We start from the raw sequence: 18729 nt of genomic DNA, 5'->3' as shown, positions 1-18729 counted from the left end.
CGCGAAGAAAAGGAGCAGTCCCATGACCGACCACACCTACCGGGTCACGGAGATCGTCGGCACCTCGCACGAGGGCGTCGACCAGGCCATCCGCAACGGCATCACCCGTGCCGGGCAGACGCTGCGCAACCTCGACTGGTTCGAGGTGACACAGGTCAGGGGCCAGATCGAGGACGGGCGGATCGAGCACTACCAGGTGGGTCTGAAGGTGGGCTTCCGCATCGAGGACGAGACCTGACACGTACGCGGTCCCACGGGCCGGCCGGTCGCCCCGGCCGGCCCGTGTCACGCGGACGGGTCAGCTCTCCTTCCAGACCAGGGCGGTCAGGACGGCGCTGGTGACGGTGACGGGTGCGCTGTGCTGGTTGAGCAGCCGCACCCGCATGCGCCGCCCCTGGCCGATCCGCTTGGTCAGCGGGACCACGGCGTAGGAGCCGCCGGGGGTGCCGACGATCTCGTGGATCGGGTGGTCGGAGTGGAACGTGTCGCCCTCGTACTCGGACATCCGCGCCTGGACGACCGAGCCGACCGGCAGTCCGGTGAGGGCCAGGCTGAGGCTGCCGCTGAAGCGGGCCGCGCCCCGGGCGAACACCGAGCCGTCGCTGGCGTGGTCGCCGGTCTCGTCCGTCCACTCCTGGGTGTATTCGATGGAGTCCCACACACCGGGCCGGAGGGTGTAGGGCTTGTCCAGCCCGAGGTTCACGTACTGCGGCATCTCGTCCTCTTCGGTGTCGCCCGCGGCCCAGGCGCGGAGCCCGGCGGCGGACAGGTAGGCGATGGATCGGTCCAGCGGCTCACTGGTGAACTGCCAGATCAGCGGGGACACTCCGCTGGGATTCGGCCGGGCGGCGCCCTCGGCCCGGCCGTAGTCGGCGGGACCCCAGGGATAGGCCGGGTACCACAGCGGCACTCCGGAGGGCAGGTGTCCGGCCGAGATGTCCGAGGCCGAGGTGTAGACGCCGACGCGCTGCCCCGGGAACGCCCTGCGCACGGCGGCGATCCAGGAGGTCGCCCACGCCTTGATCTGGGCGGCGCTGCGGCCCGCGTAGTTGCGGCCGTCGCTGTAGCGCTCCAGGTCCAGCCAGTGGGTGAACCCCGCCCGGGCGTACGGCCGTACGGCCCCGACGTAGTTCGCGGCCTCGGCCGCGACGTCCTGGTTGGGCCAGGCGAAGTGGTAGGCGCCCGGCACCATTCCGGCGTCGATGATGCCCTTGATGTGGGTGGTGAACTTCGCGTCTCTGCTGTGCTCGCCCTCGGACGCCTTGGCGAAGGCGAACACGACACCGTCGGCCTTGTGTGCGGCCCAGTTCTGGGTGCCCTGAAAGGTGGACACGTCCATGCCGCGGCAGGTGGCCATCGGCACCTCCTTCTGTTCTGGCGCACCGCGGATACTACGCAGCCTCGTACGTCGCCCGTGCCCCGGCCGGGAGGTTCGACACCTCCGGGACGGCACGTTCGAACAAACGCCTCTTCGTGTCCGATCGGTTACGATGCGTCACCACGGGAATCCCCGCTCCGCACGGGTGTTGAAACCCCTGTGAGCCCGCTGATCGAAGAGATTCCGTTTTCCGTCCTGGACCGCTCGCGCACCCGGGAGGGACACACTCCGGCCGAGGCGCTGCGCGACACCGTCGCGCTGGCCCGGGAGTTGGAGGCGCTCGGCTACCACCGGGTGTGGGTGTCCGAGCACCACGGCGTGCCCGGGGTCGCCGGGTCGGCGCCGACCGTGCTCGCGGCGGCGGTCGCGGGCGCGACCCGCACGATCCGGGTGGGCACCGGCGGTGTGATGCTGCCCAACCACCGGCCGCTGGTCGTCGCCGAGCAGTTCGGGGTCCTGGAGTCGCTGTTCCCGGGCCGGATCGACATGGGGCTCGGCCGCTCGGTGGGCTTCACCGGCGGCGTGCGCAGGGCGCTCGGCCGCGACAAGGACGACGCGGACGACTTCGGGGCCCAACTCGACGAACTCCTCGGCTGGTTCACCGGTACTTCGCCGACCGGTGTGCACGCGCGCCCGCCGGAGGGGCAACGCGTCCCGACGTTCGTGCTGGCCATGGGCGAGGGCGCCGAGATCGCGGCGCGCGCGGGGCTGCCCATGGTCATCGGCGATCTGCGCGACCGCGAGCGGATGCTGCTCGGCATCGACCGCTACCGCGCCCGCTTCCGCCCCTCCCCATGGGCCGCGGAGCCGTACGTGGTGATCTCCGGGACGGTCGCCGTGGCCGGCACCCCCGAGGAGGCCCGCCGTCTGCTGGTGCCGGAGGCGTGGTCCATGGCGTACGCGCGCACGCACGGCACGTTCCCGCCGCTGCCCGCCGCCGAGGACGCCGAGCGGCGGGCCATGACGGCCAAGGAGCGCGAGCTCTACGAGTCGGGGCTCACGGGCCAGCTCGCCGGCACCGAGGAGCAGGTGGCCGACGCGCTGGAGACGGTGCTGGAGGAGTCGGGCGCGCAGGAGGTGCTCGTCACGACCAGCACCCACGACCGCGCGGCGCTGCTCGACTCCTACCGGCGGCTGGCCCGTCTCGCGGGCCGGGGGCTCAGCCGACCGCGCTCGGCTTCTGTGCCCGCACCGTGATCGATCCGTCCTGCGCGTCCACCACCGCCCGGTCCCCGGCGGCGAGTTCACCGGAGAGCAGCAGGTCGGCGAGCCGGTCGTCGATCTCGCGCTGGATCGTGCGGCGCAGCGGCCGGGCCCCGAACTCGGGCTGGTGACCGATCTCCGCGATCGCCGCCGCGGCCGTGTCGGTGACCTCCAGGCCGACGTCCTGGGCGTGCAGCCGGCGCCGGGTGTGCTCCAGCAACAGGTCGACGATCTGCCGCAGTTGGGCGCGGTCCAGGCCGCGGAAGACGATGATCTCGTCGATGCGGTTGAGGAACTCGGGCCGGAAGTGGGCGTTCAGGGCGGGCAGCACGGTCTCGCGGATCGTGGTGTAGTCCTCGACCCCGGCGGTCAGGATGTGGTCGGCGCCGATGTTCGACGTCATGATGACGACGGTGTTCTTGAAGTCGACGGTGCGTCCCTGGGAGTCGGTCAGCCGTCCGTCGTCCAGGAGTTGGAGCAGGGTGTTGAAGACGTCGGGGTGCGCCTTCTCCACCTCGTCGAGGAGCAGGACGGCGTACGGCTGCCTGCGCACCGCCTCCGTGAGCTGGCCGGCCTCCTCGTGGCCGACGTATCCGGGCGGGGCGCCGATGAGGCGGGAGACGGTGTGCCGCTCCTGGAACTCGCTCATGTCCAGCCGGATCATGCGGCTCTCGTCGCCGAACAGGGCGGCGGCGAGCGCGCGGGCGAGTTCGGTCTTGCCGACGCCGGTGGGGCCGAGGAACAGGAAGCTGCCGACGGGCCGGTTCGGGTCGCTCATGCCGGCGCGGGCGCGGCGGACGGCGCGGGCGACGGCGGTGATCGCCTCGTCCTGGCCGACGACCCGCTCGTGCAGGTGCTCCTCCAGCTTGATCAGCCGCTCGCGCTCCTCCTCGGTGAGCTGGGCGACGGGGATGCCGGTGGTGCGGGCGACGATCTCGGCGATGTCCTCGGCGGTGACCTTCGGGGTCTGCTCGCCGGCCCGGCCCGCCCCGGCGAGCTCCGCCTCGGCCTCACGGATGCGGTCGCGCAGGTCGCGGGCGCGTTCGTACTCCTCGTCGGCGACCGCCTGGTCCTTCTCCCGGTTGAGCGCGGCGGCCCTCGCCTCGATCTCGCGCAGGTCGGCCTCGGGGGTCCCGGCGCGCAGCCGGACGCGGGCGGCGGCCTGGTCCATCAGGTCGATCGCCTTGTCGGGCAGGAAGCGGGAGGTGATGTAGCGGTCGGACAGCTCGGCCGCGGCGACGACCGCCTCGTCGGTGATGCGGACCTGGTGGTGGGCCTCGTAGCGGTCGCGCAGCCCGCGCAGGATCGCGACGGTGTCGTCGACGTCCGGCTCGCCGACGAGGATGGGCGCGAAGCGGCGTTCGAGGGCGGCGTCCTTCTCGATGTGCCGGCGGTACTCGTCGACGGTGGTGGCGCCGATGAGGTGCAGGTCGCCGCGGGCCAGCGCCGGCTTGAGCATGTTGCCGGCGTCCAGGGCGCCGTCGCCGCCCCCGCCCGCGCCGACGACGGTGTGCAGTTCGTCGAGGAAGAGCACCAGGTCGTCGGCGTGTTCCCGGACCTCGTCGAGGAGGGTCTTGAGCCGTTCCTCGAACTCGCCGCGGTACTTGGTGCCGGCCACCATCCCGCCGAGGTCGAGCGAGACCAGCCGCTTGCCCGCGAGGGTCTGGGGGACGTCCCCGGCGGCGATGCGCTGGGCGATGCCCTCGACGATGGCGGTCTTGCCGACGCCGGGGTCGCCGATCAGGACGGGGTTGTTCTTGCTGCGCCGGGAGAGGACCTCGATGGTCTGCTCGACCTCGTCGTCCCGTCCGATGACCGGGTCGAGCCGGCCGGCCGTGGCGTCCTCGGTGAGGTCGCGGCCGTACTCGTCGATCGTCGGGGTGGTGCTCGGGCCGCGGTGCTCGGCCGCGGTCTCCGTGGGCATCCGGGTCTGCTCCCAGCCGTTCTCGGCGAGCGCCCGGCCGGCCGCCGACTCGTGGTTGGCGGCCAGCGCGCGCAGCAGGTGCTCGGGTCCGATGTAGGAGTCGTCCTCGGCGCGGGAGATCTGGTAAGCGTCCAGGAGGGCGCGCTTGGCGGCCGGGGTGAGCGTGGCGGGCTCGCTGCGGGGGCCGCCGCCCGCGCCGACGCCGAGCCGGGCCCGCAGCCGGTCGGGGTCGGCGCCCGCCTCGGTGAGCAGCCGGCGGGTGGAGTCGTGCTCGGTGGCGGCGGCCAGCAGATGGCGGGCGTCGAGTTCCTCGCCGCCCTCGGCGGCGGCGATGTCGCGGGCCTGGGCCACCAGCTCGCGGGCCCGCTCCGACAGCAGGCTGCCGATGTCGACGCTCTGCACACGCCGGGCGGAGGACGGCTGACCCGGCCCGCCGAAGAACCGGGACATCAGCGCGTCGAAGTCCTCGAAGGGGCTGCGTCCGAATCCGAAACCGGGTGTAGTCATGGGCCGGGCCCTTCTGTGGCATGCGATGTCGGCGGGGATGTCTCGGCAGGGGTGTCGGCGAGGGGTCTCGCAAACCACCAAACTGTCATATGACCGACATACCCGCATGCGCGCCGCCGAGATGCGAACGGCACGCGGTCCGGTGACCCTGGAGACGGAGCCCCTATCGACGAGGAGGGTTGCCATGTCCTTCATGGACAAGATCAAGGGCATGCTCAAGGGCCACGAGGACCAGGCCTCGAAGGGCATCGACAAGGGCGGCGACTACGTCGACGGCAGGACCCAGGGCAAGTACGGCTCACAGGTCGACTCCGCCCAGCAGCGGCTCAAGGACGAACTGGGCGGCCAGGAGAGGGACACCCCTCCGCATCCGTGACCGCCCGTTCGGCGGTCCCGTGGGCATGGGCGGGGCCGGGGGCCGGGATCACGGGGTCCGCCCCGCCCGGCCCCCGGCGCGTAGGGACGTCCCCGCGGCGGGGCCGGGACCGGGACGCCCATCGCGGCTCCCACGCGCGCGCAAGGGGCCGGAAGGCCGATCGCGGGCCTTCGCGACCGCGTCGGGATCAAGGGCGGGCGGGATCAGGGGCGGGCGGGATCAGGGGCGGGCCGGGCTCGTGCCGGGGAGGCGCTGGGCCGGCAGGCGGGGGGTGTGGGGGTGGTCGGTGACCGGGGCCGAACGGGTCCACTGCGCATCGGGCGTCGTCGGCTGCGCCGCGCGGGCGAGGGCCCGGCGGTCGGCGTGGGCGCCCGGGTCGATCTGCGGCAGGACCTCCACCTCCGCCACCAGGCCCCGCGCCGTGACGACCCGCCACATCGACGCGAACAGCGTGTCCTCCCCGACGAACGCGGGCGCGGTCGTGGCCGCTCCCCCGTCGACCCGGTAGTGCAGCCGCACCGGCTGCACCGGCGCCCCGGCGTCCAGCGCGGCCTGGAACACGGCCCGGTGGAAGCGGCCCTGCGCCCGTCCGCACCAGGTGCTGCCCTCGGGGAAGGCGACGACCGCCGCCCCGCCCCGCAGCGCCTCGGCGATCCGGGCGACCGTCTCCGGCAGCGACCGCAGCCGGTCCCGCTCGATGAACAGGACACCGCTGCGGGCGACCAGCGCGCCGGCGACGGGCCACTGCCGGATCTCCGTCTTGGCGAGCATCCGCGCGGGCCGCACCGAGGCGAGCAGCGGGATGTCCAGCCACGAGATGTGGTTGGCCACCAGCAGCAGTCCCCCGGTCAGCGCGGCGGAGCCGCTGACGCGGACCCGTACCCCGGCCGCCCGGACGACGCCGCGGCTCCAGCGCCCGACCAGCCCGGCGGGAATCCTCCCGCCGAGCGGGGTGAGCACGACCCCGGCGAGGACGAGGAGCACGACCGCGGTGAGCCGCAGCACGGCGCGCGGCAGGGCTGCCGCGCGCCCCGTCCCTTCGACGCACGCCCCCGGGGTGCAGGGCGCGCTGGGCAGCCAGACGCTCATCAGGCCGAGGGCACGAGCGAGAGGAAGTGCTTCAGATAGCGCTGGTTGACCCGGCGCATCGACAGCAGCACGTACAGGTCGGCGACCCCGAAGTCCGGGTCGTGGGCGGGCTCGCCGCACACCCAGGCGCCGAGCCGCAGATAACCGCGCAGCAGGGCGGGGAGCTCGGTGCGGCCGGCCGGTGCCTCGGCGTTCGGCACCCAGGGCAGCAGCGGGCGCACCCGGTACTCCTCGGGCGCCAGGTGCTTGTCGCGGACGCGGTCCCAGGTGCCGGTGGCGAGCGCGCCGCCGTCGGCGAGCGGGACGGAGCAGCAGCCGGCCAGCCACTCGTGGCCGCGGTCGACCATGTAGCGGGCGATACCGGCCCAGATCAGTCCGATGACGGCGCCGTCGCGGTGGTCGGGGTGCACACAGGACCGGCCGACTTCGACCAGACCCGGCCGGATTCCGTCGAGCGCGCCGAGATCGAACTCGCCCTCGGAGTAGAGTCGTCCCGCGACGGCGGCACGGTCCGGCGGAAGCAGCCGGTAGGTGCCGACGACCTGCCCGGTGAGGGTGTCGTTGACCAGCAGGTGGTCGCAGTACGCGTCGAAGGGGTCGATGTCGTGCCCCGGCTGCGGCGTGGACAGCAGGGCGCCCATCTCACCGGCGAAGACGTCGTGCCGCAGGCGCTGCGCGGCGCGCACGTCGGCCTCGTCACGGGCGAGCGTGACGGTGTAGCGGGCGGGCGCCGCGGGCTGTGGCGGACGGTCGAGCGTGGATACGCCGGTCATGGCTCTCTCCTGGTCACGGGCCGGGGTCGGCGAGACGGTCGGCACACCGGTCCGGTCTGCCGCTCCAGTTCTTCCGACGCCGGTTGACCGGCGCGTTACCTGTGCCGGGAGCGCGGATGTGGGGATGTTGAACGACGCCCCCCGCGCCGCCCCGCCCGGCCGGGCGAGGGAGACGGGGCCGGGGAGCACCCTCCCGGCCCCGCCCGTCCACCCTCGCGGCGAACGTCCTCGTGGTGCCGGCCGGCGCTATCTCCTGGCGGCCTTGCGGGTGGCCCGCAGCCACTCCTTGTTCATGCTCGTGATGGACATGAGCGGAATGCCCTTGGGGCAGGCGGTCGCGCACTCCCCCGCGAGGGTGCAGCCGCCGAAGCCCTCCTCGTCCATCTGCGCCACCATGTCGAGCACCCGGGTCTCCCGCTCGGGGGCGCCCTGCGGCAGGACGTTGAGGTGGTTGACCTTGGCGGAGGTGAACAGCATCGCCGCCCCGTTGGGGCACGCGGCCACGCACGCCCCGCACCCGATGCACTCGGCGTGCTCGAACGCGAGGTCGGCGTCCGGCTTGGGCACCGGTGTGGCGTGGGCCTCCGGCGCGGAGCCGGTCGGCGCGGTGATGTAGCCGCCGGCCTGGATGATCCGGTCGAACGCGGACCGGTCCACGACCAGGTCCTTGACCACGGGGAAGGCCGCCGCCCGCCACGGCTCGACGTCGATCGTGTCGCCGTCCCGGAACGACCTCATGTGCAGCTGGCAGGTGGTGGTGCGCTCGGGGCCGTGCGCGTCGCCGTTGATGACGAGGGAGCAGGCGCCGCAGATGCCCTCGCGGCAGTCGTGGTCGAAGGCGACCGGTTCCTCGCCCTTGAGGATGAGGTCCTCGTTGAGCGTGTCGAGCATCTCCAGGAAGGACATGTCGGAGGAGATGCCGTCCACCTCGTAGGTGGACATGGCGCCTTCGGCGTCGGCGTCGCGCTGCCGCCAGACGCGCAGGGTGAGCTTCATGCGTAGCTCCGCTGAGTGGGGTGGACGTACTCGAAGACCAGGTCTTCCTTGTGCAGGGTGGGTGCCTCGCCGGTGCCCGCGAACTCCCAGGCGGCCGCGTACGTGAACCCGTCGTCGTCGCGGGCGGCCTCGCCGTCGGGGGTCTGCGACTCCTCGCGGAAGTGGCCGCCGCAGGACTCGGCGCGGTGCAGCGCGTCGAGGCACATCAGTTCGGCCAGTTCCAGGTAGTCGACGATCCTGTTGGCCTTCTCCAGCGACTGGTTGAGCTCCTCGCCGGTGCCGGGGACCTTGATGCGCCGCCAGAACTCCTCGCGGATCTGCGGGATGCGTTCGAGGGCCTTGCGCAGCCCGGCGTCGGTGCGCGCCATGCCGCAGAACTCCCACATGAGTTCGCCGAGTTCGCGGTGGAACGAGTCGGGGGTGCGGTCGCCGTCGACGGCGAGCAGCAGCCTGAGCCGGTCCTCGGTCTCGGCCAGCACCTCCTGGACGGCGGGGTGTTCGACGGTGACCGGCTCCTGGTGGGGGTTGCGGGCCAGGTAGTCGTTGACGGTGGCCGGGAGCACGAAGTAGCCGTCGGCGAGGCCCTGCATGAGGGCGGAGGCACCGAGGCGGTTGGCGCCGTGGTCCGAGAAGTTGGCCTCGCCGATCGCGAACAGGCCGGGGACGGTGGTCTGGAGGTCGTAGTCGACCCACAGGCCGCCCATCGTGTAGTGCACGGCGGGGTAGATGCGCATGGGCACCTCGTACGGATCCTCGTCGGTGATCCGCTGGTACATGTCGAAGAGGTTGCCGTACCTGGCCTCCACGGCCCCCCGGCCCATCCGTCCGATGGCGTCCGCGAAGTCCAGGTAGACGCCCTGGCCGCCGGGGCCCACTCCGCGGCCCTCGTCGCAGACGTTCTTGGCGGCGCGGGAGGCGATGTCGCGCGGGACGAGGTTGCCGAAGGACGGGTAGATGCGCTCCAGGTAGTAGTCGCGCTCGTCCTCGGGGATGCGGTGGGGCGGGCGGGTGTCGCCCTTGGCCTTCGGTACCCAGATGCGGCCGTCGTTGCGCAGCGACTCGCTCATCAGCGTCAGCTTGGACTGGTGGTCGCCGGTGCGCGGGATGCAGGTGGGGTGGATCTGGGTGAAGCAGGGGTTGGCGAAGTAGGCGCCGCGCCGGTGCGCCCGCCAGATCGCGGTGGCGTTGGAGTTCATGGCGTTCGTCGACAGGTAGAAGACGTTGCCGTAGCCGCCGCTGGCGAGGACGACCGCGTCCGCGAAGTAGGTGTCGATCTTGCCCGTGATCAGGTCCCGGGCCACGATGCCGCGGGCCCGGCCGTCGACCACGAGGAGGTCGAGCATCTCGGTGCGCGGGTGCATCTCCACGTTGCCCGCGGCGATCTGCCGGGACAGCGCCTGGTAGGCGCCGAGCAGCAGTTGCTGGCCCGTCTGGCCGCGGGCGTAGAAGGTCCGGGAGACCTGGACGCCGCCGAAGGAGCGGGTGTCGAGCAGGCCGCCGTACTCGCGGGCGAAGGGCACGCCCTGCGCCACGCACTGGTCGATGATCTCGACGGAGATCTGCGCCAGGCGGTGCACGTTGGACTCGCGGGCACGGAAGTCGCCGCCCTTGACGGTGTCGTAGAACAGCCGGTGCACGGAGTCGCCGTCGTTGCGGTAGTTCTTGGCGGCGTTGATGCCGCCCTGCGCGGCGATCGAGTGGGCGCGGCGCGGGGAGTCCTGGTAGCAGAACTGGACGACGTGGTAGCCCTGTTCGGCGAGGGTGGCACCCGCGGAGCCGCCCGCGAGGCCGGTGCCGACGATGATCACCGTGTGCTTGCGGCGGTTGGCGGGGTTGACCAGCCTGGCCTCGAAGCGGCGCTTGTCCCAGCGCTCGGCGACGGGTCCGGAGGGCGCCTTGGCGTCGGCGAGGGGCGCACCGGTCGGGTAGTCCGTGAAGGAAGTCATGTCTAGCTCACCACTCCGGTCATGACGCCCACGGGTACGGCGATGAAACCGGCCGTGAGCAGCAGCGCGAGGACGTCGGCGACGGTCTTCAGGGCGCGGTCGCGGGTGCGGCTGCCGACGCCGAGCGTCTGGGCGGCGCTCCAGAAGCCGTGCCGCACGTGCAGGCCGAGGGCCAGCATCGCGACGATGTAGATGACGTTGCCGTACCAGGTGGAGAAGGTGTCCACGACGTTCTGGTACGGGTGGCCCTCCTGGAAGCCGCCGGAGTGCACGGTGCCGGTGGTGAGGTCCAGGATGTGCCAGACGACGAACAGGCCGAGGATGATCCCGCCCCAGCGCATGGTGCGCGTGGCGTAGGTGGCCCGCGCCTTGCGGTGCACGTACTTGCTGGGCCGTGCCCGCAGGTCGCGGCGGCTGAGCTGGTAGGCGGAGGTCGCGTGGGCGACCACGGCGACGACCAGGACGACGCGGATGATCCACAGCGTCCACTCGTAGTGCATGAACGGTTCGCCGATGGTGCGCAGCCAGTGGGCGTAGTGGTTGAACTCGCCCGCGCCGAAGTAGATCTTCAGATTGCCGATCATGTGGACGACCAGGTACGCCAGCATGATCAGCCCGCTGACCGCCATCACGGTCTTCTTGCCGACGGAGCTGTCCCACATCGTGCGCGCCATGGACGGCCGCCGGTCCGTCCGCGTTGCCAGTGCCATGGGTCAGCACGCTAGGGCCGAACGGCCCTATCGGTCCAAGACATGGTCTGCCTGGTTTCGATAGGCGGGGGCTATGCTGGCCGGGTGCAGTTCCAGCAGCTCCAGTACTTCGTGGCGGTCGCCGAGACCCGGCACTTCACCCGGGCCGCGGACCTGGTCCATGTCGCGCAACCGTCGCTGTCCCAGCAGATCAAGGCCCTGGAGCGGGAACTGGGGGCGGACCTGTTCCTGCGCGCCCGGGGCAACATCACGCTGACCGACGCGGGCGAGGCGCTGCTGCCGCTGGCCCGGCGGATCCTCGCCGACGCGGACACGGCACGGCACGAGGTGCAGGAGCTGGCGCAGCTGCGCAGCGGGCGGGTCCGGCTGGGCGCGACCCCGAGCCTGTGCACGGGGCTGCTGCCGGACGTGCTGCGCGCCTTCCACGACCGCTATCCCGGCATCCGGCTGCTGGTCGAGGAGGGCGGCTCGCACGATCTCGTACGGGAACTCGCGCGCGGCGCGCTCGACCTGGCGCTGATCGTGCTGCCCCTGCCGACGCCGGCGCCCGCGCTGACCACGGTGGAGCTGCTGCGCGAGGACCTGGTGGTGGTGTCGTCGCCGGAGGCGCCGCCGCCGGGCCGGGGCGGCCGCGAGGTGCGGGTCGCCGATCTGGAGGGCGAGCGCCTGGTGATGTTCCGGCACGGCTACGACCTGCGGGAGCTGACCGTGGCCGCGTGCCGGGCGGAGGGCTTCGAGCCGGCGTTCGCGGTGGAGGGCGGCGAGATGGACGCGGTGCTGGGGTTCGTGCGGGCGGGGCTCGGCATCGCGGTGGTGCCGCGCATGGTCGCGACGCGCTCGGGCCGGGGCCTGCGGGTCACTCCGCTGGCCCGCCCGGGTCTCGAGCGCACGATCGCGCTGGCCCACCGCAGCGATGTGGCTCCGCCGAGGGCCGCGAGGGAACTCCAGCACATGCTCCTGACCAGCTGACCCTTGCGCCGGGGGCCCACGACGTCCGACGTGCCACGTCATGCCGTCCGTCGGATGCGGCTTCGTCGTGGCTTGTCGCGCAGTTCCCCGCGCCCCTTCGGGGGCGTTCGGCTCGGGGGCGCCCCGAAGGGGCGCGGGGAACTGCGCGAGCGACCACAGCGCACCCGCGGACGAAGACGGCTGAACCGGCGGTCAGCCTATGGCGTCGATCAGGGCCAGGTCGTGGAGGCGGTCCGGGGGGCCCGGGCGGGCGTAGTACCAGCCCTGGGCCGTGTCGCAGCCCAGGATGCGCAGTTGCTCGGCCTGGGCGCCGGTCTCGACGCCCTCGACCGTGACCGCGAGGTCCAGGCTGTGGGCAAGAGAAACGATACCTTCCACGATCTTGAGGTCGACCGGGTCCGCCGGGAAGCGCTGCATGCTCTGGGTGAAGGAACGGTCCAGCTTGAGGACGCTCACCGGCAGCCGACGGAGATTGGCCAGGTTGGAGTAGCCCGTGCCGAAGTCGTCGAGGGCGATGTCGACACCCATCTCCGCGAGCCGCCGCAGCGGCTTGAGGAGGTCGTCGTCGGCACCGATCAGCGCGGACTCGGTGACCTCCAGGCACAGCGCGTCCGGCGAGAGCCCCGCCCGCTCCAGGATCTCCACCGTGTCCTGCACCAGCCCGGGGTGGGTGAGCTGGCACGGCGACAGATTGACGTTGATGCGCAGCGGAGCGCCGGCCACCCGCTCGCCGTGACGTTCCCGCCACTCCCGCGCCTGGCGCACCGACTGCTCCAGCACCCAGCGCCCCAACGGCACGATGAGACCGGTGTGTTCGGCCAGCGGGATGAAACGGTCCGGCCCGAGCACCCCGTGCTGCGGATGCAGCCACCGCACCAGTGCCTCCGCGCCCCGCACGCTCCCGTCGCCGAGGTGCACGAGCGGCTGGTACTCGATGAAGAACTCCCCCCGGTCCAGGGCCGCGGGCAGCGCCGTGGTCAGTCCGTGCCGGGTGATCGCGCGGGCGTCGGCCTCCGGGTCGGCCAGCTCCGAGCGGTTGCCGCCCGCCGACTTGGCCCGGTACATCGTGATGTCGGCGCTGCGCAGCACCTCGGCCGCGGTGCGCTCGCCCGCCGGCCCCTCGACGATGCCGATGCTGCCGCGAACCAGGAGTTCCCGGCCGTCGATGCTGACGGGCGTGACGAGGGAGTTCATGATGCGCTCGGCGAGTTCGTCGACCGCGCGCTCGGTGCCGGGCCCCGTGGTCAGCGCCACGAACTCGTCACCGCCGAGCCGGGCGACCATCTCGCCGGGCGCCGTCGTGCAGGACTGGAGCCGGTCGGCGACCTCCACCAGCAGCCGGTCGCCGGCCGAGTGGCCGAGGCTGTCGTTGACGGTCTTGAACCCGTCCAGGTCGAGGTAGCACAGCCCGAACCGCTGGCCCTCGCCCGCGGCCAGCACCTTCTCCAGGCGTTCGAAGAACAGCGTGCGGTTGGGCAGTCCGGTGAGCGCGTCGTGCGTGGCCTCGTAGCGCAGCCGCAGATTGAGCAGCCGCCGCTCGGTGGTGTCCTCCATCAGCGCCAGCTGGTACTGCGGGTCGCCGTCCGCGTCACGCAGCAGGGAGACCGTCAGATTGGTCCACAGAACCGTTCCGTCGGTGCGGTTGAACGCCTTCTCCACGTGGTAGTGCTCGCGGTCGCCGCGCACCAGTTCGTCGTAGAGCCGCCAGGTGTGCGGCGAGTCGTCCGGGTGCCGCCAGTCCGTGACGCGGCGGCCCCGGAACGCCTGCTCGGAGAGGCCGAACATGCGCAGCAGCGCCCCGTTGACCTGGAGCACGTTGCCGTCGAGGTCGGCGATGCCGATCCCTATCGCCGCGCCCTCGAACACCGCGCGGAAGCGGGCCTCGCTCGCGTGCAGCGCCTGCGCGACCACGCCCTGCGCCCGCAGCGCGGCCTGCGCGACGGCCTCCTGCTCGACCAGGGTCCGCGCCCGCAGCGACTGCGCGAACCCGGCGGCCATGGCGTGCTGGAGCCGCGAGGCACGCACCCGCAGTTCGTCCTGCGGGCCCTCCCCTCCGCAGTAGAGCACCAGATAGGCGTCCACGCAGTCCAGGGTGCGGCTGAGCGCCTCGGGGTCGGTGCAGTGCGCGTCGACCAGGGCCGCGCCGACCGCCTTCGCCCCGTCGGGGTCGAGGACGCGCCGGTGCAGGGCCTCGTTCAGCCGCTGCGCGAGCGGCAGGAGCCGCTCCTCGAACTCGGCACGTGTCAGCGCCGTCGAGGCCACCGGGTACACGGCCCGGCTCCAGATCGTGGCGAACCGGCGCACTCTGTCCTGGGGCCCGTCCGCTTCCGCGCTCACGCCGCCCGTCCCACGCCGGCGAACCCGGAGAAGGCATACGGGTCCTCGTCCTCCGGCGCCGTCTGCGGCCGCCAGTGCGGCATCGGCACCAGCCCGGGTTCCACCATGTCGTACCCCTCGAAGAACCGCGCGATCTCCTCGCGCGAGCGCATGATCAGCGGGTTGCGGATGTCCTTGTACACGTCGACCGCGCCCTCGGCCCGCTCCGGCGGCACGGGAATCCCCTCGTACGAGGCGTGCGTGAGGACCAGCAGGCTGCCGGGCGCGAGTGCCTCGCCCAGTTCCGCCACCGCTCCGTACGGGTCGTCCGCGTCTTCCACGAAGTGCAGTATGGCAACGAGAAGCAGCGCCACTGGCCGATTCAGGTCGATGAGACGTGCGACCTCGGGGCTGGAGAGGATCTCGTGCGGCTTGCGGAGGTCGGCGGCGACCACGTCCGTGTCCTCGTCGCCCTCCAGCACCGCCTGGCCGTGGGCGACCGCCACCGGGTCGTGGTCGACGTACACCACGCGGGTGCCGGGCAGTTCGGCCCGCGCGACCTCGTGGACGTTGCCGAACGTCGGGATGCCGGAGCCGATGTCGAGGAACTGCGTGACGCCCTCGGCCACCGCGAAGCGCACCGCCCGGCTGAGGAAGGCGCGGTTCGCCCGCATGATCCTCGGCAGCCCCGGCATGAACTCCATGGCCCTGCGGGCCGCTTCGCGGTCGACCTCGAAGTTGTGCGAACCGCCCAGGTAGAAGTCGTAGATGCGCGAGACGCTCGGCACCGAGATGTCGATGCTCCGTGGAGCCCAGGCGGGACGCTCCATGTACCTCTCCAAGCCGTAGGCGACAGCGTCAGGCGATCCGGTGTTCGAGCAGAGGCTACTGATCGTCCGCCAATGGAGCGACCCGAAACGGAAATTGACCGTCCGTTCCCGGTCGCAACCGGTCTCCGTCGGCCGTGCGGTGGGGCGAACAGAAGGGCATCGCCCCTGGTCGCGACCCCGGCCCTGCGGGCGGACGACGTCATGGGTCCGCCCCCTCCGTACGCTACGGAGGGGGCGGACCCATGAGGGGGGGGGAGGCAGGCGGTCGAACCGCGGGCCGGGGCCTACTTCTTGGGGGCGCCGACCGGCTTGCCGTCGGGGGCCACGGCGTACCAGGTGCCGCCGACGCCCTGGCCGTTGGTGTCACCGGGGGCCGAGTCGCCGGAGAAGGTGTAGATCGGCCAGCAGTCCACCGTCATCTGCTTGGTGCCGTCGGGGCGGGTGAAGCCCATCAGGCCCTTCTTCTCCACGCCCTTGGTGTCGTTCGCGTCCACCGGGGCGACGGCCGGCCACTTCACCAGGCAGTCCCCGAGGCAGTTCGAGACCGGGTCGGGCCACGCCTTGTCCTTGAGGAAGCGGTAGACCGTCATGCCGTTCTTGTCGATGACGATCTCGCCGAGCTTGGGGTCGTTGCGGGTGGACAGGCCCGGCAGGTCAGCCTTGAGGGCCTTCTTGCCGTCGGGTGCCGCCGCGAACCACTTGCCGCCCACGCCCTGGCCGTTGACGTCACCGGCGTTGAGGTCCTTGGCGTACCGGTAGACGGGCCAGTCGCCGACGGTCAGCTGCTTGGTGCCGTCGGAACGGGTGACCTCGCCCAGCAGGGACTTGTCGATGCCGGCGCCGGCCGAGGCGTCGTCCGCGGGCACCGGCGGCCAGGCGGTCTTGCAGTCGCCGTCGCAGTTGGACTTGGGCGGGTTGGCGGTGTCCGCGTCGAAGCGGTAGAGGGTGAGACCGGCCTCGTCGGTCAGCACCTTGCCCAACTGGGCGTTCGTGGCCACGGTCAGCTTGCCCGCCGGGCTCGCGTCGGTCGGCGCCGCCGCCTGGCCGGTGCCGCCGTACCCGTCCGCCGAACCGTAGTCGCCGGCCGCGGCGGGCGCGCCGACGTTCTGGGCCGCCGACGACTGGGTGGCGGCGTTCTCCTGACCGCATGCGGTGGTCAGGGCCAGCACCGAAGCGGCCGTCACCACCAATGAGGCGGTCCGCCAGGAGGTCTTCATCGTCAACTCCCCATTATCGCCTGGATGTTGCAGCCGCCTGCTCGCCGCCGCACGACACTGGGTACGACCGGGCGGGGCAGCGTGTTCAACGGTGCCGGAAGTTTTTTTCCGGCCCATGTGCCGCCGACGTCCCACAAGGCACTCCCGGCACGTCCGTTCACCGCCGTCACTTCCCGCACACCGCGGGTCAAGTCGGCGCGCGCAGGACGTCACCCCATGGGGTCAATCCCGCACCTGTCCGGCGTGGCGTGCGTCCGGGCGCTCCAGGATCTCCGTCGTGCATGGACCCGCATCGACCCGATTCCCGCCGGTCACACGGGTGCTGGCCCTGGCCGCACTGACGTGGGCCCTGGTGGGCTGCCCGGTGGGCACGGCGACCGCCGACGCCTGCGCGTACGCCTCGACGGGACCCGGCGGCATCACCGCGGTGGCCGTCGCCGGCGGCTCCTGGCCGACCCCGCCGATCTGCCCGAGACCCACGCCGACGCCCACACCGAAACCCACTCCCCCACCGCCGCCTCCCCCACCACCTCCACCGTCGCCTCCCCCGACACCCACTCCCCCACCTCCCCCGCCGCCGAGGCCCACCCCCGAACCGCCCCCTCCACCGCCGCCACCGCCGCGGCCCGCGCCCCCGCGCGAGGCGGTCCCACCGCCTCCGCCACCCCCTGCACCCACCCCGCCCCCGAAGCCGGCACCCGCACCGGCACCCGAACGGCCACGCCCCGCGCCCCGTCCCGAAGCCGACCCCACCCCCACGCCCACCCGGGTGCACTACCCGCGTCACCAGCCGAAACCGGCCAGCGCCCCGGTCCATGAGCGCACCTCCCCGGTGACCTACGTCCTGCTCGTCGCCGTACCCGCGATCGTCGCCGTGGCCGCACTGCGCCCACGCTGACGCCGCCCCGGTCCACCGTTCTCCCCCCTTCCAGCGTTTTCCAGCGTTTCCGGCGCTTTCCGCCGTTTCCACCGACCCGTTCGCCCACGGAGGTACCTGTTGTCGAATTGGCTTGTTCTCGTCCTCGCGGTGCTCGCCACCTGCGCCATGGTGGTGGGCCTCGCCTTCCTGCGCCACCGCTCCGCGTCGGAGGACGACGACCCCAGCGAGACCCCGGACGTCATCGAGTACATGACGATGTGGATCGGCGTCGTCTACGCGATCGTCCTGGGCCTGGCGATCGCCGGGGTGTGGGAGGCGCGCAGCGCCGCCCAGGACCAGGTGCAGGCGGAGGCCCAGGCGCTGCACGAGATCTCGGAGCGGGTCCGGGTCTATCCGCCGGCCGTCCGCGACACGATCCGCGCCGACGTCGACGCCTACGTCGGACACGTGGTGGGCACGGAGTGGCGGACGATGACCCGCGAGGACCGGCTGACCCCGGCCGGCGCCCGGCTGCTCGGCCGCCTCCGCCAGGACGTCACCGACTACGAGCCCCGCTCGGACTTCGAGGCGCAGGCGTACCAGCCGCTGGTGGACCAGGTGGCCGCGGTGGACCAGGCGCGCAGCGCCCGCGCCGACTCGACCGGGGCGACCATGCCGACCGTGGTGTGGTTCGGGCTGGTCGGCGGGGCCGTCATCACCGTGGGCATGGTGTTCGCGCTCCAGATCCGGCGCACCCGGCGGGAGTTGGTCCTCGCCGGGCTGTTCGCCACGACGATCGTGTTCATGCTGTTCCTGATCTGGGACTTCGACGCCCCCTACAGCCGGGGCATCGCGGCCACGCCTGAGCCGTTCCTCCTGCTCTTCCCGCACGCGGGAGGCTGACCGCCGCCGACCACCGCGGGGGCGGCGTCACCCGGGCGGCCCCGCGGATTGACCCGTTCGCGCTACAGGGATCGCGCCGCTCGGCGTGTCTTCCTACGTTCGGAACACCGAGGTGCATTCCGGCACTGGCGGAAGAGGTCCGCGGCCGCTCCTCGGGGACCGGAGGGAAAGTCCATGCGCGCGATACGCGTCGCCCCGGCCGTACTGCTCGGCGCCACCGCCCTCGTCCTGTCCGCGCCCGCCGCCGTCGCGGACGACAGCGACGCCGGTCACGACGTGACCCCGTTCGGCTTCCGGGTGGAGCCCGCGACCGTGGCCGCGGGCGGCAGGGTGACCCTGCGTCTGGACCGCGACGGCGGCTGCGCGGGCGGTGCGACGGTCACCTCCGGCGTCTTCGACACGGTCCGCATCCCGCCGGGGGGCACGTCCACGACGGTGACCGTCGACGGGGACGTACGGGCGGGCACCACGGACCGGGTGACGTTCAGCTGCGACGGGGCCAGCGGTTCGACGGACCTCAGGATCGCCGACGGCCCCCTGCCGAGCGGCGCCCCGGCGACCGCGCGGATCCAGCAGGTCCCCGGGGCGGTGCAGGCCGGCGAGGGCGGCGGCAGCACCGGGGACTTCGACCTGAAGGAGATCGGCCTCGGGACGGGGCTGGTGGCGGGGTCGGTGGCGGTCGCGTACCACATCGCCCGCCGCCGCGCGGGCGACGACGCGTAGCCGTGGCGAC

General features: G+C 72.5%; 18 protein-coding genes. 7 read left to right on the top strand and 11 right to left on the bottom strand.

What is annotated here, in order from left to right; all coding sequences use genetic code 11:
* Window positions 1-22 precede the first annotated feature (22 nt).
* Complete coding sequence (locus tag AB0F77_RS29815; protein ID WP_361954778.1) at window positions 23-238, top strand: dodecin; 216 nt, start codon at window positions 23-25, stop codon at window positions 236-238.
* 60 nt (window positions 239-298) lie between these two features.
* Here the strand turns inward: AB0F77_RS29815 and AB0F77_RS29810 are convergent, their stop codons facing one another.
* The gene (locus AB0F77_RS29810; RefSeq protein WP_361954777.1) at window positions 299-1357 is read right to left on the bottom strand and encodes a glycoside hydrolase family 25 protein; all 1059 of its coding nucleotides are present in this window, start codon (window positions 1355-1357) and stop codon (window positions 299-301) included.
* A gap of 180 nt (window positions 1358-1537) precedes the next feature.
* Here AB0F77_RS29810 and AB0F77_RS29805 point away from each other — a divergent pair, with 180 nt between their 5' ends.
* The gene (locus tag AB0F77_RS29805; RefSeq protein ID WP_361954776.1) at window positions 1538-2575 is read left to right on the top strand and encodes an LLM class flavin-dependent oxidoreductase; all 1038 of its coding nucleotides are present in this window, start codon (window positions 1538-1540) and stop codon (window positions 2573-2575) included.
* Here AB0F77_RS29805 and AB0F77_RS29800 read toward each other — a convergent pair.
* Window positions 2538-5012, bottom strand: coding sequence for an ATP-dependent Clp protease ATP-binding subunit (locus AB0F77_RS29800; RefSeq protein WP_361954775.1), 2475 nt, complete (start codon window positions 5010-5012; stop codon window positions 2538-2540). The genes AB0F77_RS29805 and AB0F77_RS29800 overlap by 38 nt on opposite strands.
* A gap of 184 nt (window positions 5013-5196) precedes the next feature.
* Between AB0F77_RS29800 and AB0F77_RS29795 the strand changes: the two genes are divergently transcribed.
* On the top strand, window positions 5197-5388 hold the full coding sequence (locus AB0F77_RS29795) for an antitoxin (RefSeq protein WP_361954774.1): 192 nt from the start codon (window positions 5197-5199) through the stop codon (window positions 5386-5388).
* A gap of 219 nt (window positions 5389-5607) precedes the next feature.
* On the opposite strand, the gene AB0F77_RS29790 is transcribed toward AB0F77_RS29795, so the two are convergent.
* The 5 genes from AB0F77_RS29790 to AB0F77_RS29770 form a co-directional block, all read right to left on the bottom strand.
* Window positions 5608-6477, bottom strand: coding sequence for a lysophospholipid acyltransferase family protein (locus AB0F77_RS29790; protein WP_361954773.1), 870 nt, complete (start codon window positions 6475-6477; stop codon window positions 5608-5610).
* Window positions 6477-7250, bottom strand: a complete 774-nt coding sequence (locus AB0F77_RS29785; protein ID WP_361954772.1) for a GNAT family N-acyltransferase — start codon at window positions 7248-7250, stop codon at window positions 6477-6479. Before AB0F77_RS29785 ends, AB0F77_RS29790 begins: the two co-directional genes overlap by 1 nt.
* A 246-nt stretch (window positions 7251-7496) precedes the next feature.
* Window positions 7497-8246 (bottom strand): succinate dehydrogenase/fumarate reductase iron-sulfur subunit, encoded by a 750-nt coding sequence (locus AB0F77_RS29780; protein WP_361954771.1) that lies wholly within the window; start codon window positions 8244-8246, stop codon window positions 7497-7499.
* Entirely contained in the window at window positions 8243-10192 is a 1950-nt protein-coding gene (locus AB0F77_RS29775) for a fumarate reductase/succinate dehydrogenase flavoprotein subunit (RefSeq protein ID WP_361954770.1), read from the bottom strand. Before AB0F77_RS29775 ends, AB0F77_RS29780 begins: the two co-directional genes overlap by 4 nt.
* Window positions 10193-10194: 2 nt before the next feature.
* The gene (locus AB0F77_RS29770; RefSeq protein ID WP_361954815.1) at window positions 10195-10866 is read right to left on the bottom strand and encodes a succinate dehydrogenase; all 672 of its coding nucleotides are present in this window, start codon (window positions 10864-10866) and stop codon (window positions 10195-10197) included.
* 120 nt (window positions 10867-10986) lie between these two features.
* Between AB0F77_RS29770 and AB0F77_RS29765 the strand changes: the two genes are divergently transcribed.
* Window positions 10987-11871, top strand: coding sequence for a LysR substrate-binding domain-containing protein (locus AB0F77_RS29765; RefSeq protein ID WP_361954769.1), 885 nt, complete (start codon window positions 10987-10989; stop codon window positions 11869-11871).
* Between the two features lie 192 nt (window positions 11872-12063).
* Here AB0F77_RS29765 and AB0F77_RS29760 read toward each other — a convergent pair whose 3' ends face one another.
* The 4 genes from AB0F77_RS29760 to AB0F77_RS29745 all read right to left on the bottom strand — a co-directional run bounded on the left by AB0F77_RS29760 (window position 12064) and on the right by AB0F77_RS29745 (window position 16738).
* Window positions 12064-14208 carry an EAL domain-containing protein gene (locus tag AB0F77_RS29760; protein WP_361954768.1) on the bottom strand — a complete coding sequence of 715 codons (2145 nt, stop codon included), beginning with the start codon at window positions 14206-14208 and terminating at the stop codon, window positions 12064-12066.
* A complete protein-coding gene (locus AB0F77_RS29755) occupies window positions 14205-15017 on the bottom strand; it encodes an SAM-dependent methyltransferase (RefSeq protein WP_361954767.1) in 813 nt (270 codons plus the stop codon). Before AB0F77_RS29755 ends, AB0F77_RS29760 begins: the two co-directional genes overlap by 4 nt.
* Window positions 15018-15301: 284 nt before the next feature.
* On the bottom strand, window positions 15302-16234 hold the full coding sequence (locus AB0F77_RS29750; protein WP_361954814.1) for an SCO0930 family lipoprotein: 933 nt from the start codon (window positions 16232-16234) through the stop codon (window positions 15302-15304).
* 222 nt (window positions 16235-16456) lie between these two features.
* Window positions 16457-16738: a hypothetical protein gene (locus AB0F77_RS29745; protein WP_361954766.1), complete on the bottom strand. Its 282-nt coding sequence runs from the start codon at window positions 16736-16738 to the stop codon at window positions 16457-16459.
* Between the two features lie 265 nt (window positions 16739-17003).
* On the opposite strand from AB0F77_RS29745, the gene AB0F77_RS29740 reads away from it, so the two are divergent.
* The 3 genes from AB0F77_RS29740 to AB0F77_RS29730 all read left to right on the top strand — a co-directional run bounded on the left by AB0F77_RS29740 (window position 17004) and on the right by AB0F77_RS29730 (window position 18719).
* Window positions 17004-17132, top strand: coding sequence for a hypothetical protein (locus AB0F77_RS29740; protein WP_361954765.1), 129 nt, complete (start codon window positions 17004-17006; stop codon window positions 17130-17132).
* 99 nt (window positions 17133-17231) lie between these two features.
* Window positions 17232-17996, top strand: coding sequence for a hypothetical protein (locus AB0F77_RS29735; protein WP_361954764.1), 765 nt, complete (start codon window positions 17232-17234; stop codon window positions 17994-17996).
* A gap of 174 nt (window positions 17997-18170) precedes the next feature.
* A complete protein-coding gene (locus AB0F77_RS29730; RefSeq protein ID WP_361954763.1) occupies window positions 18171-18719 on the top strand; it encodes a hypothetical protein in 549 nt (182 codons plus the stop codon).
* Window positions 18720-18729 lie beyond the last annotated feature (10 nt).

It is taken from the genome of Streptomyces sp. NPDC026672 (assembly GCF_040638185.1).
Lineage (GTDB): Bacteria > Actinomycetota > Actinomycetes > Streptomycetales > Streptomycetaceae > Streptomyces.
Note: the sequence above shows the minus strand (reverse complement) of the source record. Positions and strands in the feature narration are given on the sequence as shown.